Source organism: Cryobacterium sp. PAMC25264, from assembly GCF_019443325.1.
Classification (GTDB): Bacteria; Actinomycetota; Actinomycetes; order Actinomycetales; family Microbacteriaceae; genus Cryobacterium.
Genome location: NZ_CP080383.1, coordinates 750638 through 774083 on the forward strand (window position 1 = coordinate 750638; position 23446 = coordinate 774083).

General features: G+C 69.0%; 24 protein-coding genes. 14 read left to right on the forward strand and 10 right to left on the reverse strand.

Features of this window, described 5'->3' with window-relative positions; genetic code table 11:
• Positions 1-132: 132 nt before the first annotated feature.
• The 3 genes from KY500_RS03405 to KY500_RS03415 all read left to right on the forward strand — a co-directional run bounded on the left by KY500_RS03405 (position 133) and on the right by KY500_RS03415 (position 4951).
• On the forward strand, positions 133-1167 hold the full coding sequence (locus KY500_RS03405; protein WP_219902339.1) for a dihydroorotate dehydrogenase: 1035 nt from the start codon (positions 133-135) through the stop codon (positions 1165-1167).
• A 92-nt stretch (positions 1168-1259) separates the two neighbouring features.
• Complete coding sequence (locus KY500_RS03410; protein WP_219902340.1) at positions 1260-2372, forward strand: hypothetical protein; 1113 nt, start codon at positions 1260-1262, stop codon at positions 2370-2372.
• Positions 2373-2662: 290 nt separating this feature from the next.
• Positions 2663-4951, forward strand: a complete 2289-nt coding sequence (locus tag KY500_RS03415; protein WP_219902341.1) for a polyribonucleotide nucleotidyltransferase — start codon at positions 2663-2665, stop codon at positions 4949-4951.
• Between the two features lie 131 nt (positions 4952-5082).
• On the opposite strand, the gene KY500_RS03420 is transcribed toward KY500_RS03415, so the two are convergent.
• On the reverse strand, positions 5083-5562 hold the full coding sequence (locus KY500_RS03420; protein WP_219902342.1) for an Lrp/AsnC family transcriptional regulator: 480 nt from the start codon (positions 5560-5562) through the stop codon (positions 5083-5085).
• 155 nt (positions 5563-5717) lie between these two features.
• Here KY500_RS03420 and KY500_RS03425 point away from each other — a divergent pair, with 155 nt between their 5' ends.
• A complete protein-coding gene (locus KY500_RS03425; protein WP_219902343.1) occupies positions 5718-6380 on the forward strand; it encodes a VOC family protein in 663 nt (220 codons plus the stop codon).
• Between the two features lie 4 nt (positions 6381-6384).
• Here KY500_RS03425 and KY500_RS03430 read toward each other — a convergent pair whose 3' ends face one another.
• The gene (locus tag KY500_RS03430) at positions 6385-6888 is read right to left on the reverse strand and encodes a glutathione peroxidase (protein ID WP_219902344.1); all 504 of its coding nucleotides are present in this window, start codon (positions 6886-6888) and stop codon (positions 6385-6387) included.
• Between the two features lie 221 nt (positions 6889-7109).
• Between KY500_RS03430 and KY500_RS03435 the strand changes: the two genes are divergently transcribed.
• The 3 genes from KY500_RS03435 (at position 7110) to KY500_RS03445 (ending at position 10340) form a co-directional block, all read left to right on the forward strand.
• A complete protein-coding gene (locus KY500_RS03435; protein WP_219902345.1) occupies positions 7110-8183 on the forward strand; it encodes an aldo/keto reductase in 1074 nt (357 codons plus the stop codon).
• A gap of 107 nt (positions 8184-8290) precedes the next feature.
• Positions 8291-9658 (forward strand): pitrilysin family protein, encoded by a 1368-nt coding sequence (locus KY500_RS03440; RefSeq protein ID WP_219902346.1) that lies wholly within the window; start codon positions 8291-8293, stop codon positions 9656-9658.
• Between the two features lie 79 nt (positions 9659-9737).
• Positions 9738-10340 carry a histidine phosphatase family protein gene (locus tag KY500_RS03445; protein WP_219903269.1) on the forward strand — a complete coding sequence of 201 codons (603 nt, stop codon included), beginning with the start codon at positions 9738-9740 and terminating at the stop codon, positions 10338-10340.
• A 45-nt stretch (positions 10341-10385) separates the two neighbouring features.
• Here KY500_RS03445 and KY500_RS03450 read toward each other — a convergent pair whose 3' ends face one another.
• Entirely contained in the window at positions 10386-10829 is a 444-nt protein-coding gene (locus tag KY500_RS03450) for a hypothetical protein (RefSeq protein WP_219902347.1), read from the reverse strand.
• A gap of 134 nt (positions 10830-10963) precedes the next feature.
• On the reverse strand, positions 10964-11446 hold the full coding sequence (locus KY500_RS03455; protein ID WP_219902348.1) for a GNAT family N-acetyltransferase: 483 nt from the start codon (positions 11444-11446) through the stop codon (positions 10964-10966).
• Between the two features lie 59 nt (positions 11447-11505).
• Here KY500_RS03455 and dapB point away from each other — a divergent pair, with 59 nt between their 5' ends.
• Together dapB and KY500_RS03465 are read left to right on the forward strand one after the other, a co-directional pair.
• Complete coding sequence (dapB, locus tag KY500_RS03460) at positions 11506-12321, forward strand: 4-hydroxy-tetrahydrodipicolinate reductase (protein WP_219902349.1); 816 nt, start codon at positions 11506-11508, stop codon at positions 12319-12321.
• Positions 12318-12761 carry a hypothetical protein gene (locus KY500_RS03465; RefSeq protein WP_219902350.1) on the forward strand — a complete coding sequence of 148 codons (444 nt, stop codon included), beginning with the start codon at positions 12318-12320 and terminating at the stop codon, positions 12759-12761. The genes dapB and KY500_RS03465 overlap by 4 nt, the downstream gene beginning before the upstream one ends.
• A gap of 212 nt (positions 12762-12973) precedes the next feature.
• Here the strand turns inward: KY500_RS03465 and KY500_RS03470 are convergent, their stop codons facing one another.
• The 6 genes from KY500_RS03470 to KY500_RS03495 all read right to left on the reverse strand — a co-directional run bounded on the left by KY500_RS03470 (position 12974) and on the right by KY500_RS03495 (position 17239).
• Positions 12974-13954 (reverse strand): hypothetical protein, encoded by a 981-nt coding sequence (locus tag KY500_RS03470; protein WP_219902351.1) that lies wholly within the window; start codon positions 13952-13954, stop codon positions 12974-12976.
• A 719-nt stretch (positions 13955-14673) separates the two neighbouring features.
• Positions 14674-15558, reverse strand: a complete 885-nt coding sequence (locus KY500_RS03475; protein ID WP_219902352.1) for a TIGR01777 family oxidoreductase — start codon at positions 15556-15558, stop codon at positions 14674-14676.
• A 19-nt stretch (positions 15559-15577) separates the two neighbouring features.
• Positions 15578-16003, reverse strand: a complete 426-nt coding sequence (locus tag KY500_RS03480; RefSeq protein WP_219902353.1) for an OsmC family peroxiredoxin — start codon at positions 16001-16003, stop codon at positions 15578-15580.
• A 129-nt stretch (positions 16004-16132) separates the two neighbouring features.
• The gene (locus KY500_RS03485) at positions 16133-16630 is read right to left on the reverse strand and encodes a DUF4395 domain-containing protein (RefSeq protein WP_219902354.1); all 498 of its coding nucleotides are present in this window, start codon (positions 16628-16630) and stop codon (positions 16133-16135) included.
• 101 nt (positions 16631-16731) lie between these two features.
• Entirely contained in the window at positions 16732-17043 is a 312-nt protein-coding gene (locus KY500_RS03490) for a thioredoxin family protein (RefSeq protein WP_219902355.1), read from the reverse strand.
• 43 nt (positions 17044-17086) lie between these two features.
• Positions 17087-17239 (reverse strand): hypothetical protein, encoded by a 153-nt coding sequence (locus KY500_RS03495; protein ID WP_219902356.1) that lies wholly within the window; start codon positions 17237-17239, stop codon positions 17087-17089.
• Positions 17240-17420: 181 nt separating this feature from the next.
• Between KY500_RS03495 and dapA the strand changes: the two genes are divergently transcribed.
• The 5 genes from dapA to KY500_RS03520 all read left to right on the forward strand — a co-directional run bounded on the left by dapA (position 17421) and on the right by KY500_RS03520 (position 23368).
• Positions 17421-18398, forward strand: coding sequence for a 4-hydroxy-tetrahydrodipicolinate synthase (dapA, locus tag KY500_RS03500; protein ID WP_120337530.1), 978 nt, complete (start codon positions 17421-17423; stop codon positions 18396-18398).
• Between the two features lie 58 nt (positions 18399-18456).
• A complete protein-coding gene (locus KY500_RS03505; RefSeq protein WP_120337529.1) occupies positions 18457-20133 on the forward strand; it encodes a ribonuclease J in 1677 nt (558 codons plus the stop codon).
• Positions 20134-20322: 189 nt separating this feature from the next.
• Complete coding sequence (locus KY500_RS03510; protein ID WP_219902357.1) at positions 20323-21396, forward strand: efflux RND transporter periplasmic adaptor subunit; 1074 nt, start codon at positions 20323-20325, stop codon at positions 21394-21396.
• Positions 21393-22145, forward strand: a complete 753-nt coding sequence (locus KY500_RS03515; RefSeq protein WP_219902358.1) for an ABC transporter ATP-binding protein — start codon at positions 21393-21395, stop codon at positions 22143-22145. Before KY500_RS03510 ends, KY500_RS03515 begins: the two co-directional genes overlap by 4 nt.
• Positions 22142-23368: an ABC transporter permease gene (locus KY500_RS03520; protein WP_219902359.1), complete on the forward strand. Its 1227-nt coding sequence runs from the start codon at positions 22142-22144 to the stop codon at positions 23366-23368. Before KY500_RS03515 ends, KY500_RS03520 begins: the two co-directional genes overlap by 4 nt.
• The last annotated feature ends 78 nt before the right edge of the window (positions 23369-23446 follow it).

The window sequence follows — 23446 nt, forward strand, 5'->3', positions numbered from 1 at the left end:
TCGCGGAATGCGGCGGGGGACTTTTGGCACTTCTGGGAGCGACCGCGCGGGCGGAAGACTGAAACGCGGTGCGCCGGAGAGGGTGCTTCCTGAGAGACGGAAGCCGTGACAACCGCGCAGACAGGTCGTCACATGGTCCCCGTTCTCGACGACACCGCCTTTCCGGATGTCCGCTTCGCAGCCGCCGAGGCCCGCACCGCCTTCCCGGATGCCCGCGCCGCGTTCTTCGCGGCCGGTTCCGCCCTCGATGACCCCGCCGTCCCCGACATCGACCTCAGCGTGCGCATCGGCACCCTCACACTGCACAACCCGGTGATGCCGGCGTCCGGTTGTTTCGGCCCGGAACTGGGTGCACTGATCCCCGTCACCGAACTCGGAGCGACCGTCACCAAGACCGTGTTCGGCTCCGCGCGCGGCGGCAACCCGGTGCACCGGCTCACCGAGATACCCGCGGGCATGGTGAACAGCGTGGGCATCCCCAGCCGGGGTCCGGCCGGCTACCTGGCCGAGCTGCACCCGCGCTACGCCGCCCTGGGCGTGCCCACGATCATCAGCGTCGGCGGGCACCGGCCGGGTGAATACGCCCCCGTCGTCGAGGCGTTGCGTGAGCACGGCAGCGCGTTCGAACTCAATGTGTCCTGCCCCAACCTCGACCGGGACGGCACCGACATCGGCTCCGACCCCGCGGCCATCCGCGTCGTGGTCGCAGCCGTGCGGCGGGTCACCGACAAACCCGTCATCGTGAAGCTGCCGGTGCTGGTCGCCTCCATCGCCGACTGTGCGCGAGCCGCCGAGGAGGCCGGTGCCGACGCCGTCTGCGTGGCCAATTCGATCCCTGCGATGCCGTTGGATGCGGGCACCCGCCGGCCGATTCTCGGCAACGTGATCGGCGGCCTGTCCGGACCGTCGATCAGACCGATCGTGCTGCGGCTGGTCTGGCTCGCCTCCCGCGCCGTGCAGATCCCGGTGATCGCCTGCGGCGGAGTCGGTTCCGTCGACGACGCGCTGGACTACGTCGCTGTGGGGGCGAGCGCCGTGCAGGTGGGCACCGCGAGTTTTGCGCGGCCGTTCGCCGCGGTGGAGATTGCCAGGGGGCTGCGGCACCGGTGCCTCGACGCCGGGGTTGGCAGCATCCGTGAGCTGCTCGAGCTGGAGTCCGCACTGTGAACCCGAACCCGTTCTCGGAACGCAACCCGTCGTTGGCTGAGCTTGTCCAGCGCCGTACTGAGCTTGTCGAGCGCCGTACTGAGTTTGTCGAAGTGACCTCGCGAGATATCTCACCAGGTCTCGACAAGCTCGACCAACGTGAGGGGCTCGACCAGCGTGGGCGGCTCGACCGGCGGGAGGGGCTCGACCGGCGTGGGGGGCTCGACGAGCGGGAGGGGCTCGACCAGCGGAGAGAGGCTGACGCCGCCCGGCGCGCGGCCGCCGCGCGTCAGCGCGCGTTTGCCGAGGCGGATGCGGCGGCGCTCGACGGACTCATCTCGGTACGCCCGCGTTCGTCCGTGCCACGTCCGCAACCGGTCTGGGACGACGCCGAGGTGCTCGTGCACGAGCCGGCGGGGAAGCGCTACCGGCGCTTGGTCCTGGCCAGCGACACCATCGCGCGGACGGCCCAGGCCGGCCAGTTCCTCATGATCACAGTGCCGCCCAGCGACGGCGACACCATCCTGCTGCCCCGGCCCATGGCCATCCACCGGCGGCGTCCGGCGACGCCGGCGCGCCCCGCCACCGCGCACCAGCCGGCGACCGCGGCGATGCCCGGCACGATCGAGCTGATCTACGGCGTCGTCGGCCGGGGCACCCGCGCCCTGGCCGCCGTCCCGGTCGGCGTCAGCCTGCAGGTCACCGGCCCGCTCGGGCGCGGGTTCGAGTTCCCGCCAGGCACCCGCACGGCCCTGCTGATCGGCCGCGGCGTCGGCATCTGCGGCGTGATGGGCGCCGCAGAGGACGCCGTTGCGGCGGGCATCCGCACCACCATGGTGCTCAGCGGCCAACGCCCCGACCAACTGCTCGGCCGAACCGACTGCGCCGAACTCGGCGTGCGGATGATGGAGGCCACCGATGACGACGGCTCGAGCGATCTGACTCAACTGGGGAGCCGGTTGCGCGCCGAATACGACGGCGCCACGCCCGAGACGACCCCACCAGACGTGGTCATGGTCTGCGGCGCCGGCGTGCTCGCCCGTCTCGCCGCCGAACTCGGCGCGCACTGGGGCGCGCCCGTGCAGGCCTCGCTCGAGGCGCATATGGCGTGCGGCCTCGGCTACTGCCACGGCTGCGCCGCCCCGGTGCGCACCGACCCGAGTGTGGAAGGTCCTCTGGTGTGCGCCGACGGACCGGTCTTCGACGCCCGGATCCTTATCGATTAACCCCTGTTCTGCTAGGCTTGGTCAGGTAGTTCTTCGGATCTACCCGCTTTACCCGGAGCAGACCGGCAGGACGCTGGTCCTCGGTGGTGGTTTCCCAACGCGACAGTGTTCATGAGCGGCAGTGTTCATGAACACAGTGCCAGACACACGACGTTGGTGAATTTCTACTGGTGGCCAGCAACGTCGGCGCCAACACATGTTCGGCAGCCATGTTCTGCCTGTTCCTGCTCCGATGTCCCACTCGCGCGCCACACGGGCAAACGAGTCTAAACAAAGGAGAGAACCCCCATATGGAGGGTCCAGAAATCACGTTCGCCGAGACCGTTATCGACAACGGCAAGTACGGCAAGCGCACCATCCGTTTCGAAACCGGGCGTCTCGCCCAGCAGGCGCAGGGCTCTGCCGCCGCCTACATTGACGAAGAGACCATGCTTCTCTCCGCCACGAGCGCCAGCAAGCAGCCGAAGGACAACTTCGACTTCTTCCCGCTGACCATCGATGTCGAAGAGCGCATGTACGCCGCTGGCCGCATCCCGGGCAGCTTCTTCCGCCGCGAAGGTCGCCCGTCGACCGAGGCGATCCTCACCTGCCGTCTGATCGACCGGCCGCTCCGCCCGTCGTTCGTCGACGGCCTGCGCAACGAGATCCAGGTTGTCGTGACCGTTCTGGCCATCGCGCCCGACGAGTACTACGACGTGCTGGCCATCAACGCCGCGTCCATGTCGACCCAGATCGCCGGCCTGCCGTTCTCCGGCCCGATCGGTGGCGTCCGCGTCGCCCTCATCCCCGACACCAACGGCTCCGGCCAGTGGGTCGCTTTCCCGAAGCACTCGCAGGTCGAAGAGGCCGTGTTCAGCATGGTTGTCGCCGGCCGCGTTGTCACGGATGCCGATGGCAGCGAAGACGTCGCGATCATGATGATCGAGGCCGAAGCAACCGACAACGCCTGGACGTTGATCCAGGGCGGCGCCATCAAGCCGAACGAAGAGGTCATCGCCGAGGGTATCGAGGCGTCCAAGCCGTTCATCAAGCAGCTCATCGTCGCCCAGCAGCAGGTTGCCTCCGCGGCATCCAAGCCCACCGGCAACTACCCGCTGTTCCCGCCGTACACCACCGAGGTCTACGACGCTGTCGCAGCCCTGGCGTACGACGGCCTCAAGGACGTCTACGTCATCGCCGACAAGATCGCGCGTCAGGATGCCGACGACGTGCTCAAGGCATCCGTCAAGACCGCCATCGCGGCCAAGGTCGAAGCCGGCGAATTGCCCGCAACGGCCAACAACCAGGTCGGCGCGGCGTACAAGTCCGTCACCAAGCTCGTCGTACGCTCGCGCGTGCTCAACGAGGGCGTTCGTATGGACGGACGCGGCCTGGCCGACATCCGCCCGCTCGACGCCGAGGTCGCGGTCATCCCGCGCGTGCACGGTTCCGCTATCTTCCAGCGCGGCGAGACCCAGATCCTGGGTGTCACCACGCTGAACATGCTCAAGCTCGAGCAGACCATCGACTCCCTGAGCCCGGTCACCAAGAAGCGTTACATGCACAACTACAACTTCCCGCCCTACTCCACCGGTGAGACCGGTCGGGTCGGAACGCCCAAGCGTCGCGAGATCGGCCACGGAGCGCTCGCTGAGCGTGCCCTGGTTCCCGTGCTGCCCACGCGTGAGGAATTCCCGTACGCCATCCGTCAGGTCTCCGAGGCGCTCAGCTCCAACGGTTCCACCTCGATGGGTTCCGTCTGCGCCTCCACCCTGTCGATGCTGAACGCCGGAGTGCCGCTGCGCGCCCCGGTCGCCGGCATCGCCATGGGCCTCATCTCCGACACCGTCGACGGCCAGACCCGCTACGCGGCCCTGACCGACATCCTCGGTGCCGAAGACGCCCTCGGCGACATGGACTTCAAGGTCGCAGGCACGAGCGAATTCGTCACCGCGATCCAGCTCGACACCAAGCTCGACGGCATTCCCGCGTCGGTCCTGGCCGGCGCGCTGACGCAGGCGAAGGATGCCCGTACGACGATCCTCGCCGTGCTGAACGCGGCGATCGACAAGCCCGACGAGATGGCACCGACCGCGCCCCGCGTGATCAGCGTGCAGATCCCCGTCGACAAGATCGGTGAGCTCATCGGCCCGAAGGGCAAGATGATCAACTCGATCCAGGACGAGACCGGCGCCGACATCTCGATCGAGGAAGACGGCACCGTGTACATCGGCGCTGTCGATGGTCCCTCGGCTGAGGCCGCGCGCATCATGGTCAACTCCGTCGCGAACCCCACCAACCCCGAGGTTGGCGAGCAGTTCCTCGGAACTGTCGTGAAGATCGCCGCTTTCGGCGCCTTCGTCTCGCTCCTCCCGGGCAAGGACGGCCTGCTGCACATCTCTGAGGTGCGTAAGCTCGCCGGCGGCAAGCGCGTGGAGAACGTCGAAGACGTCCTCGGCGTGGGCCAGAAGGTCCTCGTTGAGATCACCAAGATTGACGACCGTGGCAAGCTTTCGCTCGCCCCGGTCCTCGCCGATGAGGCCGACACGCACGGTCGCGACGCCGCATCCGAGGGACCCGAAGCTCCGGCCGAAGGTTAGTCACTAGTTCTGCCGGTCACCTCTCGCCAGGTGTGCCGGTCAGACGGAAGGCCCGTCCTGCTTCGGCAGGGCGGGCCTTTTCGCGTCAGTCCTGGGCGTCCGCCGGCAGCGTGTGCCGTCGGCATCCGTCGTCAGGCCGGCTTGGGGTGGATGCCGCGCTCGAGCAGCGGCGTGACCCGGTACGGGATGAGCTCGCCCATCGCCAGGGACGTCTCAGTGCGTTCGACACCGTCGCAGGCGAGGATGGTGCGGTCGATCCGGAACAGGTCCTCGGCGTCGGCGCAGGCCACCCGCACGAGCAGGTCGGCTGCTCCGCTCATTCCGTGCGCCTGCACGATCTCGGGAATCAGGACCAGCTCGGCGATGATCTCCGCGGCCCGCTTCTGCGCGATATACACCTCGATGAACGCCGTCAGCGGGTAGCCGAGCACGGCGGGGCTGATCCGCCGGTCGAATGCGAGGAACACCTTCGATTCCTCGAGCCGGGACATCCGGGCCTGCACGGTATTGCGGGAAAGCCCGAGCGTATGGGCCAGGCCCACATAGGTGCTGTCGGGCTTCGCGCAGAGGGCTGTGAGCAGCTCGAGGTCGACTCTGTCCAGATGGTGCATACTGCCAGACCGTACCATGCGGGTTACCCCCTGAACAGGGCACATTGCGCACCGTGACCGAATCGAGCCGAGCGCTGCGCACAGCCGGGCCGCACCGGGCTCGCGATCATCGCCTGCGGGTTGACCGGGCCAGCACGGAGCGGAAGAGTGGGCGCATGGCTGACACCCGAGAGACCCTGACGCCCGCCCACACCCACACGGTGCTCGCCGGGGGAGACTTCATCCATCTGGAGGGCGCCCTCTACGCGACGTACCGCACAGCGGACTTCGCGGCCGCTGTGCGCCTGGTCGACGCTGTGGCCGCCGACGCCGAGGCGTTGAACCACCACCCCGACGTCACTCTGGCGTGGGGATCGGTGGAGTTCCAGCTCAGCTCCCACGACGTGGCCGGGGTCACCGAGCGGGACCTGCGGCTCGCGCTGCGCATCCAGGAACTCGCCGGGGAGCAGGAGGCCCGCGCCACCCACCTGTTGCCGACCCGCATCGACGTCGCCATCGACTGCGCCGACGCGGATGCCGTGCGCCCGTTCTGGCGGGTGGGGCTGGGCTACGTGGAGTCGGGCCAGTCCGGCGAGACCGAACTGACCGACCCGCGCGGTTTGGGCCCCAGGGTTTGGTTCCAGCACATGGAGCTATCGAGGGTGGAACGCAACCGCATCCACCTGGATGTCTACGTGCCGGTCGCCGACTGCGAGGAGCGCGTGCGGGACATCATCGCTGTCGGAGGAGTGCTGCTCACCGACGAACACGCGCCGGACTGGTGGGTGCTGGCCGACCCGGAGGGCAACGAGCTCTGCGTGTGCAGCTGGGACGCCTGAACTCTCAGGCCGCGGTGCGGGCCAGGGACTGCTCGATCGCCGCGACGAGCTGGGCGGATTCCGGTTCGACCGTTGACGCGAACCTGTCCACGATCACGCCGTCCGAGTTCACCAGGAACTTCTCGAAGTTCCACTTGATCAGGCCGGGCAACACGCCCTTCTTGAACTTCGTCAGCTCCGCATAGAGCGGATGCTGGTGCTTGCCGCGCACGTCCACCTTGGCAGTGAGCGGGAAGGTGACGCCGAAGTTGAGCTCGCAGAACTGTTGGATGTCCTCTTCCGTGCCGGGTTCCTCGCCCAGGAACTGGTTGCACGGTAGGCCGAGCACCACCAGGCCGCTGTCGGCGTAACGCTTGTAGAGCGCCTCCAACCCCGCGTACTGGGGCGTGAAACCGCATTTGGAGGCCACGTTGACCACGAGCACGGTCTTGCCGGCGAAGCTGCCGAAGGTGGTGGGTGTGCCGTCGATGAGTGTGAGCGGGATGTCGTAGAGCGGGGAGTCGGACATGGGCAACAGATTACTCCCGGCACCTCCGAACGGGCCGGGCCCAGGGAGATTTCCGGCCGATCGGGGGTAATCCCGAACGTTTCGGTAACGCTTGCCGCGCGCCCCAGCGGAAATCCAGGATCGGGTTATTCTCGGCTGTACAGGGGTCGGCGCGCCACGTGCGCCGCCCGTTCGAGGGTGGTGACGGCATGAGTGGCAGTGCGGGGACAGGCAGCGTTCGGATGGCTCGCGCCGCCGATGGATCTCGCCCTGAGACCGCCGATGCTCTCGACCGGACGGCCGCGGCGCTGGAAGCCCTGATCCTGCAGACCCGTCCGGTGCAGGTGCAGCACACCGGGCCCGTCCACCTGCCCACGCACTCGTCCGGCACCGCTCCCGCTGTGCGGCGCACCATCGGCGACACCGATCTGCGAGTGCACCCGCTCGCGCTGGGCTGCAGCGTGTTCGGCTGGACCACCGACGGCGACACCGCCATGGCCATCCTGGACCGGCACTTCGAACTCGGCGGCAACTTCCTCGACACGGCGGACAGCTACGCCGCCGGCCGCAGCGAGGTACTGATCGGCTCCTGGATGCGCACCCGCGGAGTGCGGGACGACATCGTCATCTCCACCAAGATCGGCCGCAACCGGGACAACCCCGGACTGTCTCCGCGCAGCATCGTCGGCGCCGTGCACGCGTCACTCGAGCGGCTGGGAACCGACCGGATCGACCTCCTGCACTTCCACTACGACGACCTTGACGTTCCTCTCGAGGAGAGCCTCGCCGCCATGGAGACCCTGATCAGGGCGGGCACCGTGCGCTACATCGCCGCATCGAACTTCACCGCGGAGCGACTGATGGAGGCCCGGGTGCTCGCCGCGAACGGGCTGCCCCGGTTCGCCGCCGTCGAGACCCCGTACAACCTGATGAACCGGGTCTCGTTCGAATCCTCCCTGGCACTGGTCACCCGCGCGCAGGGCCTGGCGGTCATGCCGTACTTCGCCCTCGCGCACGGTTTCCTCACGGGCAAGTACCACTCCAAGGCCGACCTCACCGACACCATCCGGGCCGGGCGCGCATCCGCGTATCTCAACCGCACGGGGCTCAAGGTGCTGGGCACCGTCGAGCGCATCGCCGAGGACCACGGCGTGGCACCGTCGTCGATCGCCCTGGCCTGGCTGCTGGCCAGGGACGGCGTGGCGGCCCCGGTGGCCAGCGCGAGCCACCCCGACCAGGTGGGTGCGCTCGTCGCGGCCGGTTCGGTGCGGCTGGGCCGTGCCGATATGGTCGATTTGGACCGGGTATCCGCCTGAGCGGTCGGAGTTCGCTTGTCGGCCCGCTGCGAATCCGGTGTGTGGCCGGGGGAGAACCCGGCGGTCAGGCCGGCCCGCGCGCAGGGGTGTCGTAAGGTTGAAGCGATATGAACGGCGCCGTTGAATTTCCCCTTGACCTAACCGAACTCTCGTTTCGGGCCGCCGGTGACTCCCTGGTGCGACGGACCGTGCTCCCCAGCGGTGTGCGCATCGTCTCCGAACAGGTGCCGGGCAGCCGCAGCCTCACTATCGGCTACTGGGTGGCGGTGGGATCCCGCGACGAGCAGCCCGGTCATTTCGGGTCGACACACTTCCTCGAGCACCTGCTCTTCAAGGGCACCAAGCAGCGCACGGCCCTGGACATCGCCATCGCGTTCGACGCCGTGGGCGGCGAGCACAACGCCATGACGGCCAAGGAATACACCTGCTACTACGCCAAGGTGCAGGACCGGGACCTGACCATGGCCGTGGAGGTGCTCACCGACATGATCACCTCCTCGGTGCTCGATCCGGCCGAGTTCGAGACCGAACGTGGTGTGATCCTCGAAGAACTCGCGATGGCCGACGACGACCCGGCCGACGTCGCCAACGAGCGGTTCTTCGAGGCCGTGATGGGCACACATCCGTTGGGCCGCCCGATCGGCGGTAGCCCGGACACCATCCGCGCCGCCACCCGCGACGCCGTCTGGGAGCACTACCGCGCCAACTACCGCCCGCAGGACCTCGTGGTCACCGTGGCCGGCGCCGTCGACCATGACGTTCTCGTTGCCGCCGTGACCCGTGCGTTGCTGCAGGCCGGCTGGGACCTTGGTGTGTCCGCCGCGCCCGTCGGCCGGCGCTCCGGAGCGGCCGCCGTGATCGAGCAGGGCCGGCCCGTCACGGTCGTGCACCGCCCGCTCGAACAGGCCAACCTGCTGCTCGGCGTGCCGGGCCTCGTCGCCAACGACGACCGCCGGGTGGTTATGAACGTGCTCACCTCCATCTTCGGCGGCGGCATGTCCTCCCGGTTGTTCCAGGAAGTGCGCGAGAAGCGCGGCCTGGCGTACTCCGTGTACTCCTTCGCCCCCGGCTACTCGGATGCCGGCCTCTTCGGCATGTACGCCGGCTGCACGCCGGCCAAGGCAGCGCAGGTCGCCGAGATCATGTTGGCCGAGCTGCACCGGCTCGCCGACCACGGCGTCACCGCCGACGAGATGACGCGTGCCTCGGGGCAGCTCTCCGGCGCATCCGCCCTGGCTCTCGAAGACTCCGACACCCGGATGTCCCGCCTCGGCCGATCCGAGATCACCCTGGGCGAGTTCGTCGACCTCGACGAGGCGCTGCGCCGCTTGGCCTTGGTGACGGCCGACGACGTACAGCAGCTTGCCGCGGACATGGTCTCCCGGCCGTTCTCCCTCTCCGCCGTCGGCGCACTCGCCGACGACGCCTTCGACGGGATCTTCCCGCGCGACCCCGTGTCGATGCCGGTGAACTGACTGCCTGAAGGACCGCCGCTCCACGTTCGACCGCCAGCTCCGGCCGGACGCCTGCACCAGCTCAACCGAAAGGGCGATGATGCCCCAATATCTCTACCTCGTGCGACACGGCGAGCAACAGGATGCCGAATACGGTCTCCCGGACGGGCCGCTGTCTCCGCGGGGCAAGCGGCAGGCGCACCTCATCGCCGAGCGTCTGGGTGGGGTGCCGTTCACGGGGGCCTGGCATTCACCGTTGCAGCGGGCGGCCGAGACCGCCGCGATCATCGCTGACCGGCTGCCGTCCCTCACGCCCGAGCCGTCACCGCTGCTGTTCGACTGCGTTCCATCGGGGCGGGCGCCGGAGATGCCCAGTTCCTACGCCCCGTTCTTCAACGCGGTCTCCGAGGAGGAGATCGAGGCCGGTCGGGCACAGATGGAGGACGCCGCCGCGGAATTCCTGCACCCACACCGCGGGCCTCGGCACGACCTGCTCATCACCCACAACTTCGTGATCGGCTGGTTTGTACGTGAGGTGCTCGGCGCCCCGGACTGGCGCTGGATCAGCATCAACCAGGCCAACTGCGGCCTCACCGTGTTGCAACAGAAGCCCGGCCGGCCCTGGTCCCTGGTCACCCACAACGACCTCGGCCACCTGCCGGTCGAACTGCGCACCGGCCTGCCCGACCCGCTGCTGTTCTAGGCGAGACCGGCCCGGGCTGGCCGGACTGGTCGGGGTGGGACGCGGTCAGGGCCTGGCGTCTGGATTGACGATGAGGAAATCGCCCAGTCGAGTCCAGCCATCGGGGACCGGATCTTCCCGTTCCACGATCGTGGCCCCTCCGGTCATGCTGCCCACGGTCCGGAGTTGCTCGGCGGGTCCGCACGCCGAGTTCCCGAACTCGGTGCCCGTGGAGATCAGGATGAGACAGATGACGGGAGTCCCAGTCTCGGGCTGAACATACTCGGCCAGGTAGTAGCTGGTGCCGTCCAAGGAACCCGCCAGCCGGCTCGAATCGCCATCCATGCCCGGCGTTCCCATGTCCGCGGGAAGGGTGTCATCGGGCTGGCGGTCGGCGGCCAGGAAGTCGCGCACCAACGAGGTGGCATCTGCCGTGCATCCGGTCAGAAAGAGACCGGAGACCAGCACTGCCGCTGTGGCCCACGCCGCTCGCGCCGGTCGACCCGTCATGAATGCCCCCGCCTCGTGCGCCGTTGTCCGTGGCCGAAACCTAGCACGTCACCGGTGAGAACAGGTCAACCGGTGCCACAGCTACCTGCCTGCGGCGCGCACGCCCCGCGACCGGGCGCATCCGCCGCCCGGTGCTAGACGAGCACCTTGCGGTACCAGTTCGTGGCGTTCGGGTTGTCGTTGTACGCCGGCACGTCCGCGTACCCGGCGCGCTGGTAGAGCCGACCGGCGGCCTCCAGGCTGGCGTTGGTGTCGAGCACCAGCTCGGTAGCGCCGAAGTCCCTGGCCCGCTTCTCGAGTTCCGCCAGCAGCAGGCCGCCCCAGCCGCGACCGCGGACCTGCGGCTGCAGCCAGAGGTGTTTGGCCTCGTACCGCACCGCGTCATCCGCGCCATCGTCGATGCGACGGATACCGCCGCAGCCCACAAAGGTACGCGACTCGGGCTGCTCGCTCACGAGCAGGAACTGCCCGCGGGGCGGTACGAACTGCTCCGGGGTGGGGAAGGTGGTGCGGTAGCCGCCGGCGTGCGGAAAGGTGGACGCCCGGTCACTGAAGTACTGGGTGAGCAGGGCGATGGATCCCGCATCCGTGACGGAGACCTCGGTGAATTCAGGCATGCCCCTAGGCTACGTGCCGTCGCGCCGGTGGCAACGCCCGCGCTTGGTAGATTGGCAGCATGACAACACGGGTGGCCGTCATCGGCGCAACGGGCAAGATGGGGCGCCTGGTCTGCGACCTGGTCGACAACGATTCCGACTACGAGCTGATCGCCCGGCTCGACTCCTCCAGCGCCCTCTCCGAGATGCTCGGCGCCGATGTGGCGATCGACCTCACCGTGCCGGCGGTCAGCCAGGGCATCGTCGACTACGCGCTGGACAACGGCATCCGGGTGCTCGTGGGCACGTCAGGCTGGTCCCAGTCCCGGATCGACTCGCTACGCCACCGCATCACAGGTCGCGACACGGTGGGTGTCGTCATCATCCCCAACTTCTCCCTCGGCTCGGTGCTGGGCACGGCCCTGTCGGCCCTCGCCGCGCGGTTCTTCGACTCCATCGAGATCGTCGAGGCGCACCAGTCCAGCAAGATCGACTCCCCGTCGGGAACCGCCGTGCGCACTGCGGAGCTCATGGCCGCAGCCCGCGCCGGCCTGGTGCCCGTCGCCGCGCCGCACATCGATCAGCGTGCCCGGGGGCAGCAGATCGCCACGGTGCCCGTGCACAGCCTGCGCATGGCCGGGGTGCTGGCCCGCCAGGACGTCATTTTCGGCGGGTCGGGCGAGTCCCTCACGATCACGCACAACACGCTCTCCGCCGAAGCCTACGAGCGCGGCATCATGGTGGCCCTGGCCGCCACCCGCGAGTGCGTGGGCGTGACCGTGGGACTCGACCAACTCATCGACCTGGGCCTGTCCGGCCCGGCGGCCGACGAACCCGCGGCTGCCGCCGTCCCGCCGGCCGGGCCGGAAGAGGCCGAGATGGAGCCCGGCGAATGAAGGGACGCATCGCTGTTGTCGTGATGGCCGCGCTGCTGGTCTTCTACCTGGTGCTGGTCGGCTGGCGCGCCGTGCTGTTCATCCAGAGCGGCGACCCCGTCGGCATCCTCATCGGCGTGGCCCTGATCGTGCTGCCCATCATCGGCGCGTGGGCCCTGCTGCGCGAGATCCTCTTCGGCGCCCGTTGCGAACGTCTGGTCAAGCAGCTGGAGGCTGAGGGAGAACTCCCGGTCAACGACCTGCCCAGCCGGCCGAGCGGCCGCCCCTACCGTGAGGCCGCCGACGCCCAGTTCCCGCAGTACCGTGAGGCTGTGGATGCAGCGCCCAAGGACTGGCGTGCCTGGTTCCGACTCGGTCTGGCCTACGACGCCTCCGGCGACCGGCGCCGCGCCCGAGCAGCGCTCCGCACCGCGATGTCCCTGGAGAAGTCCGCCGCCTAAGCGGTTGCTCCCGAGGCCGCATCCCCCTTCCCGCTCCGCGCCTCGCGTGCGGTACCGCCCGGGCGAGTTCCCGCGGAACGGCGCCTCACCCGCGCTCGGGCTCGTCTCCGCGCTAGGTGCGGAGTTCCGCGGGCAACGCGCCGTTTCGCCGGTGGCGCGCCCGCCGCGTACCGGCGCCTGACCCGCGAAGCGTTTCGGATGGGGCTCCTGGCTCATCGGTCGAACAGACGGGGATGCCCAGGGATCAACCCCAGGTTCGCCAGCCGATCGGTCATCCGGGGCACGCTCATCCCCGTGGCATGATCCCATCGAACGAAGCCACGTACTTGCAGGCGGATCATGTCCTCGCGCACCTTCTCGTCGTACACCACCTGTTCCGCCGTACGACCATCACGCATCACGGGGTCGAAATATTTGACCCGCCCGTCGCTCTCGCCAACACCCTGCTCGCGCGGAAAGAAGAAGTCGCTGAAGACCGTGCGGCCGTTGATCACGAACGGATGCTGGAGCTCGGGTTCCGGAAAGCCTGCCAACGCAATACTCACCCGGCTTCCCGACTCGCCCGGCGAACCAGATAGCGGCGTAGCGAAGTCGATCACGGTGCGTGCTCGGACAGATCCGCGAAACGGCAACATTCGGTGCCACGTGTCCAGGAGGGTCTGGCGGTCCGTCAGGGGCGGGACACGACCAGAGCGGTCCCATGCCAGCGCCCGGTCGGCTGCGGCTACCGCCGACCTGAGGTCAACCACCGTGGCGAGGTCGATCACGGTTCGCGCCACCGACGTGACGAGCACTCCGTCCCGCACAACCACATCCGCCTCATCGAAGCCCACGGCGTGTTTTCGGATGCCGGGATCCGATCGACCTCCACTGGCCCTGGCCTGCAGGAAGTGCACTTCGGTCGGCCAAGCCACCAACAAGGGGAGTTGCCAGAGCACGGCGGCCGAGTGATGCGACAGCGGCAGTTGCTCTGCTCGGGCGAGGGCCGCTGCCCGCACCACGAGCGCGTAACGCTGGTCGCGGTTCAGGGCGGCCCATGTTGCTGCGCGGCAGTATCGACCCCAGCCGATGCGGTGCAGTTGACCACGTTCGGCGCTCCGACGAAGTCGGAGGTCGGCGCCGAAGGCACGTCGGAAGTCGGCGGCGAGCAAGATCTCGGGCGGTAAGGATAGTTCGTCGTGAGGTTCCGTCATAGGGCGAGGATGCATCCGGCCGGCCCACGGTCCCTGCTGTCGCCTGCACTGGGTGACAAGTCCGGCGCTGAGTGCCCTGGGGAGGAGCGCCCGTTGGAGGCCCGGGTGCCGGGGGCGAAGTGGCGCGGGGCCCGCGCGTGACCCGAGTGTGACGGGGAGGTCCCGCGGAGCGGCGTGTGACCCGCGCGACGCGCAGGGGTGCGGCGGGGGATGGGGATGCGCGGGGCAGGCGCCGCTGCGCGGGTGGCGTGCCGGACGCGAAGTGGCGCGGGGCCCGCGCGTGGCCCGAGTGTGACGGGGAGGTCCCGCGGAGCGGCGTGTGACCCGCGCGACGCGCAGGGGTGCGGCGGGGGATGGGGATGCGCGGGGCAGGCGCCTCTGCGCGGGTGGCGTGCCGGGGGCGAAGTGGCGCGGGGCCCGCGCGTGGCCCGAGTGTGACGGGGAGGTCCCGCGGAGCGGCGTGTGACCCGCGCGACGCGCAGGGGTGCGGCGGGTGATGGGGCTGCGCGGGGCAGGCGCCGCTGCGCGGGTGGCGTGCCGGACGCGAAGTGGCGCGGGGCCCGCGCGTGGCCCGAGTGTGACGGGGAGGAAGGGCGAAGTGGCGCGTGACCCGCGCGACTCGCACGAGCTCGAGCCAGAAGGGGCGGCGGCCGTGGCCCCGCGCCCCTCCTGCTCAGGCCGCTCGAGCCGGGCCCGACGAGGCCCGGCCGCGGCCGGGGTCAGCGCAGCATCCAGGTCACGGCCTCGGCCGCGGTCTGGTGGGTGAAGCGGAACCCGTCGGCCTGCAGCTTGGCCGAACTCACCCGCTGGTCGGCGAGCAGGAGCTGGCGGGCCGCATCCTGCAGCGCCAGGGTCAGCACCTTCTCGGGCACGGGGATGAAGAACGGCCGGCGCAGCGCTGTAGCCACGGCCCGGATGATGTCGTTCGCGGTGGCCGCCGTGGGGCCGGTGATGTTGACCGGTCCGCTGAGCTCGGAGCCCAGCAGGTGCACGATGGCGGCGGCTTCGTCGTGCAGACTCACCCACGGCCAGTTCTGGGTGCCGCGGCCCAGGGGCCCACCCAGGCCCAGCCGCACGATCGGCATGAGCGGCTTGAGCGCGCCGCCCTTCGCCAGCACCAGCCCGGTGCGGGCGAGAACCACGCGGGTGACCGCCGGCGCGAGGTTGGCTTCCTCTTCCCACGTCGTCACCACGGTGGCGAGAAAATCGGTCCCCGGCGCGGAGTCCTCGGTGAGTTCCTCGCCGGGCCGGTTGCCGTAGACGCCCACGGCGGACGCGTTCACCAGCACCGCGGGCGGCGCGCTGCTGCGCCGCATCGCGTCGGTGAGGGTGCGAGTGGCCTGCACGCGGGATTCGACGATCTCGCGCTTGTAGGACGGAGTCCAGGGCAGCCGCCCGATCGAGGCGCCGGACAGGTTGACCACGGCGTCGACGTCGTCGAGCACGGTGGGGTCCAGGGTCAGCGTCGCCGGATCCCAGCGGAATTCCGAACTGCTGCGGGTGGGACGGCGCACGAGTCGCAGCACGGTGTGACCGGCGGCCTCCAGCTGGCGGGACAGTTCGGTGCCGATGAGCCCGGAGGCCCCGGAGATGAGAACGCGCATGAGGTCTACCCCGGCCCGATTAGGCCAGCTCGGCTTCGATGGTGATCGCGATTCCCGCGAGCGCCTGCGAAATCGGGCAATTTACCTTGGCGTCCTGCGCGAAGGCCTCGAACTCGGCTTCGGTGACCCCGGGCACGTTCGCGCTCACAAGCAGGTGACTGCCCGTCACGCCGGTGCCCGGAACGAAGGTGACCGCAGCGGTGGTCTGGATGTTGGTGGGCGGGTGGCCGGCGGTGGCGAGGATGTTGGACAGGGCCATCGAGTAGCAGGCCGCGTGAGCGGCGCCGAGCAGCTCCTCGGGGTTGGTGGTGTTCGCCGTGCCCTCCGCGCGCGCCTTCCAGTTCACCGGGAACGATCCGGCGTGGGAGGAATCGAGCGTGACGGTGCCTGATCCGGTCATCAGGTCGCCGGTCCATACGGTGGTTGCTTCGCTGGTCAGGGCCATGGTGTTACCTCCTGGAAGTGGATCACCAGCCTACTCACGGCACCTGGGCCGTTCCCAGGGAATCGGGCGGGAAAACTCCAGGGAACGCTCAGGTCGACGAGAACCGGGACCGTCGACGGTTCAGCCGACTCAGGAGGTCGCCGGTGACCGCCCGAGGAGGCGGGCGCGCACCAGCAGGAGGTAGAGCTGGCAGCCCAGGCAGTAGTCGAACACCGCATTGAGGAACGCAGCGACGAACGCTGCGGCCGCGGCGATCGGAACGCCCGCGGGAACCCCGGCCAGGCCCAGAGTGACGCCGACGACGGCGACCAGTAGGCCCACCCCCTGGGCGAATGTGGGCGGCGTCGGGTCTTCGAGGGCGGCCGGCGCCCCGAGCCGCGGGCGCAGCAGCGCCCTGTAGACCAGCCCGTAGGGGTGCCGGGCCACGCCGGCGAAGGCGCCCCAGGCAAAGACGGCCGTCTGTAGGCCGAGCAGGGCGAGGGCGGGGCCGGATGCGCCGACCAGCGCCAGAAAGATCACCGCCAGCAGCACCACGGCGGTGATCGCCGCACCGAACCGGGGGCCGCGTGGGTCGATGCCGGACCGTGCAGCGGGCCGGGGGGAGGTGGGGGCGTCGGACGGGGTCATCGGGAACTCCAAGCGTCGAGCGGAGCAGGCTGTACGGGTGGCGACGCGGTGACGCGTCGGGTGGGAGCGGGCACTGCAGGCGGCACGGGCACCGGGCCGCGTTACGAGCGTCGGGCGGAACCGAGCGGACTCGGGCCTGCCCCGGTGCGCCCTCCGTCGGTGCGGGCGAGGTCATCGAGCCGGGCGTGCAGCGCGGCCCGGTCGGGCACCCCGCCCACCCGGGCACGCACGGTGCCGGCCGCATCCAGTACCAGGGTGGTGGGCGTCTGCAGGATGTTGAACCGTCGGGCCAGGTCGGCCCGGTGGGTCAGATCCACGTCGACGTGGTTCACACCGGGGCGGCCGGCAGCCACCTGGGCGAGCAGCACGCTCGTGCCCGGGCAGCGGGAGCAGAACTCGGTGGAGAACTGCAACAACGTCGCATGCCGGCCGAACTCAGTCGGGCATCCGCTCTGGTCAGGCCCAGCTCGGCCGCAGTGACGGTGCCGTCGCCGGAACGCCTCGTGCCGCCACCGACACGGTGCCCTGCCGGTGCCGCCAGAGCAGGCCCAACCCGGTCGACAGTGCGACCAGCAGCAGCAACACAATCAGAGCGGCGGCCGGGGTCATGCAGGCGAGATTACGCCGCGCCCTGCGCCCGGTCGCTCGTGTGACGGCAGATTACGGCGCCGCTCCGCAGGTCTTCCGCGACGTCGTACGACGTCGGCCGGCACCCTCCGCCAGGCTTTTAACGCGCGCAGGAGGACCCGGGGCGGCGCGAGAGGGCGCGCTAGACGATAACCTGTAAAACGTGTCTACTCCTTTCAACCCTTTCGGGCAGGTCCTTGTCGCCCTGGTGACTCCGTTCACCGCAGACGGAGAGGTCGACTGGGCCGGCGTCGAGAAGCACATCGACGACGTCATCACCGCGGGAGCAGACGGCATCGTGGTCACCGGAACCACCGGGGAGACCTCCACCCTCACCGACCCGGAGAAGATCCGGCTCGTCGAGGTGGGCAAGGATGTCGCCTCCGGCCGCGCCAAGATCATCACCGGCGGCGGCTCGAACGAGACCGCGCACGCTATGCAGCTCGCCAAGCAGAGCGAGAAGGCCGGTGCCGACGGCAACATGATCGTCACGCCGTACTACAACAAGCCCACCCAGGCCGGCGTGCTCACGCACTTCCGCATGATCGCGGATGCCACCGACCTGCCGGTCATCCTGTACGACATTCCCGGCCGCACGGGCATCCCGATCACCTACGAGACGATCCTGCGCGCCGCGAAGCACCCCAACATCCTCGCCGTGAAAGACGCCAAGGGCGACCTCGCCCAGGTCAGCCGGGTGCTCAACCAAACCGACCTGCTCTACTTCTCCGGCGACGACCCCAACGTGCTGCCGCACCTGTCGATCGGCGCCACCGGCCTGATCGGCGTCACCGCGAACATCGCCGCCACCCCGTACCGCCAGATGGTGGATGCGGTCAATGCCGGCGATCTCAAGGCCGCCACTCTGGCGCACCAGCAGCTCGAACCGCTCGTGCGCGCTGTGATGACGCACGTGCCCGGCACGGTCGCGGCCAAGTACATCCTGCACGGGCTGGGCCGCATCGGCAGCCCCCGCGTGCGCCTGCCCCTCGTCGGCCCGGAGGAATCCGAGGCCGCCATGATCGAAGACGAGATCGACCTGGTCCGCAACATCCCGGGCGTCGACTTCACCAACTTCCGTCCGGACCGCAACGCCGCCGCCGGTGGTGCGCTGCCCAAGGTCGCCGGAACCACACGCTAAAAGAAACACCAACGCACCACAAACTCCAGTACCACCAACTCCACATATAGGAGGGCTTATGCCCAACGACGTATACGCACCGCCCGCGCTCCCCAAGGGGACTCTCCGCGTCACGCCCATCGGCGGACTCGGCGAAATCGGCCGGAACATGACCACCTTCGAAATCAACGGCAAGATCCTGATCGTCGACTGCGGCGTGCTGTTCCCCGAAGAGCACCAGCCCGGCGTCGACCTGATCCTGCCGGACTTCACCCCGATCAAGGACCGCCTCAAGGACATCGTCGGTGTCGTGCTCACGCACGGCCACGAAGACCACATCGGCGCCGTCCCGTACCTGCTGAAGCTCCGCCAGGACATCCCGCTGATCGGCTCCGGCCTGACGCTGGCGTTCATCGAGGCCAAGCTCAAGGAACACCGCATCACCCCCTACACCCTGCAGGTGAAGGAGGGCCAGAAGGAGCGTCTCGGCCCGTTCAACCTCGAGTTCGTCGCGGTCAACCACTCCATCCCCGACGCCCTCGCCGTGGCCATCAAGACCGAGGGCGGCAGCGTGCTGCACACCGGTGACTTCAAGATGGACCAGCTGCCGCTGGACAACCGCATCACCGACCTGCGCGACTTCGCCCGCCTCGGCGTCGAAGGAATCGACCTGTTCCTCGTCGACTCCACCAACGCCGACGTTCCCGGGTTCACCCCGAGCGAGCGCGCCATCGGCCCGGTGCTCGAAGACGTCATCGCCCGCGCCCCGCGCCGGGTGGTCATCGCCAGCTTCTCCAGCCACGTGCACCGCGTGCAGCAGGTGCTCGACGCCGCCCACGCCAACGGACGCCGTGTGGCGCTCCTGGGCCGCTCGATGGTGCGCAACATGACCATCGCCGCCGACCTCGGCTACCTCAAGGTGCCCGATGGTGTGCTCATCGACTTCAAGAAGGCCGGGAACATCCCGGACAACAAGATCGTCTACATGTCCACCGGTTCGCAGGGTGAGCCGATGGCTGTGCTCAGCCGCATCGTCAACAACGAGCACCAGATCGAGGTCGGCCCCGGCGACACCGTCATCCTGGCCTCCAGCCTGATCCCCGGCAACGAGAACGCGGTCTACCGCATCATCGACGGCCTCACCAAGCTCGGCGCCAACGTCGTGCACAAGGGCAACGCCAAGGTGCACGTCTCCGGACACGCTGCCGCCGGCGAACTGCTCTACGTGTACAACGTGCTGCGACCCAAGAACGTGCTGCCCGTGCACGGCGAGTACCGCCACCTGGTGGCCAATGCCAAGCTCGCCGTGCAGAGCGGGGTGCCCGTCGAGAACGCGATCCTCGCCGAAGACGGCACCGTGCTCGACCTCCGCAACGGCAAGGTCACCAAGGTCGGCCAGCTCGACCTCGGCTACGTCTACGTCGACGGTTCCACCGTGGGCGAGATCACCGAAGCCGACCTCACCGACCGCCGCACCCTGGCCGAAGAGGGCTTCATCTCGATCATCGTCGTGGTCGACAAGTCCACCGGCAAGATCATCACCGGTCCGGAGATCCACGCCAAGGGCTTCGCCGAAGACGATTCGGTTTTCGACTCCGTGCGACCCAAGATCGAGGCCGCGCTGGCCGAAGCCGCCCAGAGCGGCAGCCACGACACCTACGCGCTCACGCAGGTCGTGCGCCGCACGGTCGGCCGTTGGGTGCAGGCGTCGTTCCGCCGTCGCCCCATGATCGTTCCCATGATCATCGAGGCGTAACACCCGCCACACCGCACCATCCGCCAACCCCCGGCCGCCTCGGCGCCGGGGTTGACGGCGTTTTGAGCCCGGCTACACCCCCAGTAAACGGATGTCATCCTCCAGGAGGATATTGGCCGTAAGCCCATCGGCCGGGCAGGCGTTTCCCCTAGGCTCGAGCCAGCCGACACCGTTGAGGTGCGACCAGGTATGGGGGAATCAGTGAATGTGATGCGCAAATGGGTCTTTCCGATCCTCCGACTCCTGGTGATTGCGGCCATCGCCGTGGCCCTGGTGAAGCTGGCGTTCTTCGCCGACACCGCCGAGGCCCTCGACCCGGCGCAGCCGACCGGCCAGATCGTCGAACCGCAGGTTCCGGTGGCCCTGGGCACCATCACCAATGATGTGACCCTGCCAGGCACCGTGGCGGCCGACGCCGCCGTTCCGGTGAAGGCCGTGGCCATCGGCACCGTCGACGAGATCTTCTTCACCGCCGGGCAGACCGTCACCGCGGGCGACAAGATCTACGACATCAAGGTCGAGACCGTGCGCGACCCGGTCGAGACGACGGATGCCGCCACCGGGCTCGTCACCATCAACCAGCCCAAGCCCGCGATCACCTATGAGAAGGTCTTCGCGCCCGCGGACGGCGTGCTCAGCGCGCTCACCGTCATCCACGGCCAGGCCGTCGCGATCGGCGACATCACCGGCCAGGTGGCCCCGCCCACCTACTCCGTGAGCGGTTCGCTCAGCCCGGAGCAGCAGTACCGGCTGGTCACCCAGCCCACCGAGGCCTCCATCGCCATCACCAACGGGCCGGCCCCGTTCACCTGCTCGGGCCTGCGCATCAGCACCCCGCTCGCCGGGGCGGATGCCGGCGGAACCGGCGGAACCGGCGGCACCCCAGGTGCCGGCACGTCCACCGGCACGACCGGTGCCTCCGGCACCACCGTGAGCTGCGCCATCCCCGCCGAGGTCACGGTGTTCCCGGGGCTGGCGGCCCAGATCACCATCGCCGGCGGCAAGGTCGAGAACGTGCTCGTCGTGCCGACGACCGCTGTGAAGGGCTCCGCCGAAACCGGCGTCGTCTGGTTCGCACTGCCCGACGGCAGCACCGAGGAACGCCCGGTGACCCTGGGCATGAACGACGGCACCTCGGTCGAGGTCGTCTCCGGGCTCGCCGAGGGCGACCTGATCAACCAGTTCGTGCCCGGGGCCGTGGCCCCGTCGGACTGCTCGAACCCCGGCGAGATCTGCGCCGACACGGGAATGACTCTCCATTGACTCTGCTGCACCTGGCCGGAGTCACCCGTACCGTCCAGTTGATCGACGCTCCGCCGCTGACGATCCTGTCCGGCGTGGACCTCGACGTGGCGGTGGGGGACCGGGTCTCTATCGTCGGCCGCAGCGGCTCAGGCAAGTCCACCCTGCTCAACCTGCTCGGCCTGCTCGACAACCCCACCTCGGGTGACCTCGAGTTCGACGGCCGGCCCGTGCGATCGTTCTCGTCCGCCGAACGCGACCGGGTCCGCGGGCGCGACGTGGGCTTCATCTTCCAGCAGTTCAACCTGCTGCAGGGTCGCACCGCGCTCGAGAACGTGATGACCCCGCTGCTCTACGCACAGGGCAAGCAGTTCTGGCAGCGCGCCCGCATCGCCACCGAGATGCTGGAGCGAGTGGGCCTCGGCCATCGGCTGGGCGCCATGCCCGACAGGCTCTCCGGCGGTGAACAGCAGCGGGTGGCCATCGCCCGGTCCCTTGTGCGCGGCCCACGCCTGATCCTGGCTGACGAACCCACCGGAGCGCTCGACCTCGAAACCGGCGCCGACGTGATGGCGCTGCTCGACGAGGTCGCCACGGGCTCCGGCGCCGCCCTGATCACCATCACCCACGACCCCGCCATCGCCGCACTGGCGACCCGGCACCTGCGCCTGGACCACGGCATCCTCACCACTGTCGGCGCGCTGGAGCCGGCGGCCGTCACCGGTCCTGCGACATCCGCCGGAGACGCCCTCGAGGTGGTCTCAGCATGAACCGCCTGATCAGCAACGTGGTCGGCTCGTTCGTCGAGGCGTGGCAGGAACTGCGTATCCACAAGACCCGCGTGATGCTCTCGCTCATCGGCGTGGCCGTGGCCGTGTGCGCTATCACCACCGTCGTCGGCCTGGGGGCTGTCGCCCAGCAGGCCATCGTGGAACAGAACGAACGCAGCGCCGGCCGCTCGGCCACCCTGTCGCTGTACGTCTCGTCCGCCGACGGCACGCCGATCGACGCCGACGTCATGCAGGAACTGTGGACCACCGAACTCGAGCGCTACGGTATCGACTACGCCAGCCGGGTGGTGTACTCCACCAAGACCGTGCAGTTCACGGATGGCGCCGTGGCCGCGCAGGCCATCGGCGTCGACCAGCCCTATGGCACCATGCACCGCGTGAAGCTGTCCGAGGGCGGATGGTTCTCGCCCGATGACGCCGAACGTCTCGCGCCGGCGGTGCTCGTCAACGAGGTCTTCTACGACCGCATAGGTCGACCGGACCTGGCGACGCATCCGACCACCACCCTGCTCGGTGCCACGCCGACCACGGCGGTCATCACCGGGGTGTACCCGGTGTCGACGTGGGAGACCGAGCCGGCCATGTACCTGCTGATGGACACGCTCACGGCGATGTCCTCGCCGGAGGAGATCGCATCGGGCACCCTCAACCCGAACTACGAGTTGTGGGTGCCGCCGGCGGCCAGCGACGAGATCATGTCCGCGGTGCAGCGGGACCTGACCGGAGCTCTCGGCGCCGGCACCCAGGTGTCGGTCAACCGGCAGGACTACGCGGCCTACGGTGACGACCCCTTCGCGTCGATCAAGCTGCTGGTCGGGGGAGTGGCGGTCCTGGTGCTGCTGCTCGGTGCCCTCGGTCTGGTCAACATCGCCCTGGTCACCCTGAAACAGCGCATCCGGGAGATCGGCGTGCGCCGCAGCTTCGGCGCCACCGCGGGCCGGGTGTTCTTCGCCGTCATGATGGAGAGCATCGTGGCCACGCTCGTGGCCGGGGTGGTGGGCGTGATCGGCGCCGTGCTCATCGTCACCAACCCGGTCGTCCAGGGGTTCATCGCCCAGGGTTCCGTGACCGACTTCCCGCCGTTCCCGGTGGAGGCTGCCCTGCTGGGCCTGGCCTGTGCCACCGTGGTCGGTGCGCTGGCCGGTCTACTGCCGGCTCTCGTGGCGGTGCGGGTCAAGGTCATCGACGCTATCCGCTATTGATCGTTCGCGGGGTCGGGGAGCGCTCACGCCCAGGAAAGTGGGCGTGGGCTCACACCGATGTCGGCTCTCGGCGGTACC

What these genes read in the sequence shown, in the direction of transcription:
- KY500_RS03405 (WP_219902339.1), top strand. Translation starts at nt 133, where the DNA reads ATGGTCCCCGTTCTCGACGACACCGCCTTTCCGGATGTCCGCTTCGCA.
- KY500_RS03415 (WP_219902341.1), top strand. Translation starts at nt 2,663, where the DNA reads ATGGAGGGTCCAGAAATCACGTTCGCCGAGACCGTTATCGACAACGGC.
- KY500_RS03420 (WP_219902342.1), bottom strand. Translation starts at nt 5,562, where the DNA reads ATGCACCATCTGGACAGAGTCGACCTCGAGCTGCTCACAGCCCTCTGC.
- KY500_RS03425 (WP_219902343.1), top strand. Translation starts at nt 5,718, where the DNA reads ATGGCTGACACCCGAGAGACCCTGACGCCCGCCCACACCCACACGGTG.
- KY500_RS03430 (WP_219902344.1), bottom strand. Translation starts at nt 6,888, where the DNA reads ATGTCCGACTCCCCGCTCTACGACATCCCGCTCACACTCATCGACGGC.
- KY500_RS03435 (WP_219902345.1), top strand. Translation starts at nt 7,110, where the DNA reads ATGGCTCGCGCCGCCGATGGATCTCGCCCTGAGACCGCCGATGCTCTC.
- KY500_RS03440 (WP_219902346.1), top strand. Translation starts at nt 8,291, where the DNA reads ATGAACGGCGCCGTTGAATTTCCCCTTGACCTAACCGAACTCTCGTTT.
- KY500_RS03445 (WP_219903269.1), top strand. Translation starts at nt 9,738, where the DNA reads ATGCCCCAATATCTCTACCTCGTGCGACACGGCGAGCAACAGGATGCC.
- KY500_RS03450 (WP_219902347.1), bottom strand. Translation starts at nt 10,829, where the DNA reads ATGACGGGTCGACCGGCGCGAGCGGCGTGGGCCACAGCGGCAGTGCTG.
- KY500_RS03455 (WP_219902348.1), bottom strand. Translation starts at nt 11,446, where the DNA reads ATGCCTGAATTCACCGAGGTCTCCGTCACGGATGCGGGATCCATCGCC.
- dapB (WP_219902349.1), top strand. Translation starts at nt 11,506, where the DNA reads ATGACAACACGGGTGGCCGTCATCGGCGCAACGGGCAAGATGGGGCGC.
- KY500_RS03465 (WP_219902350.1), top strand. Translation starts at nt 12,318, where the DNA reads ATGAAGGGACGCATCGCTGTTGTCGTGATGGCCGCGCTGCTGGTCTTC.
- KY500_RS03470 (WP_219902351.1), bottom strand. Translation starts at nt 13,954, where the DNA reads ATGACGGAACCTCACGACGAACTATCCTTACCGCCCGAGATCTTGCTC.
- KY500_RS03475 (WP_219902352.1), bottom strand. Translation starts at nt 15,558, where the DNA reads ATGCGCGTTCTCATCTCCGGGGCCTCCGGGCTCATCGGCACCGAACTG.
- KY500_RS03480 (WP_219902353.1), bottom strand. Translation starts at nt 16,003, where the DNA reads ATGGCCCTGACCAGCGAAGCAACCACCGTATGGACCGGCGACCTGATG.
- KY500_RS03485 (WP_219902354.1), bottom strand. Translation starts at nt 16,630, where the DNA reads ATGACCCCGTCCGACGCCCCCACCTCCCCCCGGCCCGCTGCACGGTCC.
- KY500_RS03495 (WP_219902356.1), bottom strand. Translation starts at nt 17,239, where the DNA reads ATGACCCCGGCCGCCGCTCTGATTGTGTTGCTGCTGCTGGTCGCACTG.
- KY500_RS03505 (WP_120337529.1), top strand. Translation starts at nt 18,457, where the DNA reads ATGCCCAACGACGTATACGCACCGCCCGCGCTCCCCAAGGGGACTCTC.
- KY500_RS03510 (WP_219902357.1), top strand. Translation starts at nt 20,323, where the DNA reads ATGGGGGAATCAGTGAATGTGATGCGCAAATGGGTCTTTCCGATCCTC.
- KY500_RS03520 (WP_219902359.1), top strand. Translation starts at nt 22,142, where the DNA reads ATGAACCGCCTGATCAGCAACGTGGTCGGCTCGTTCGTCGAGGCGTGG.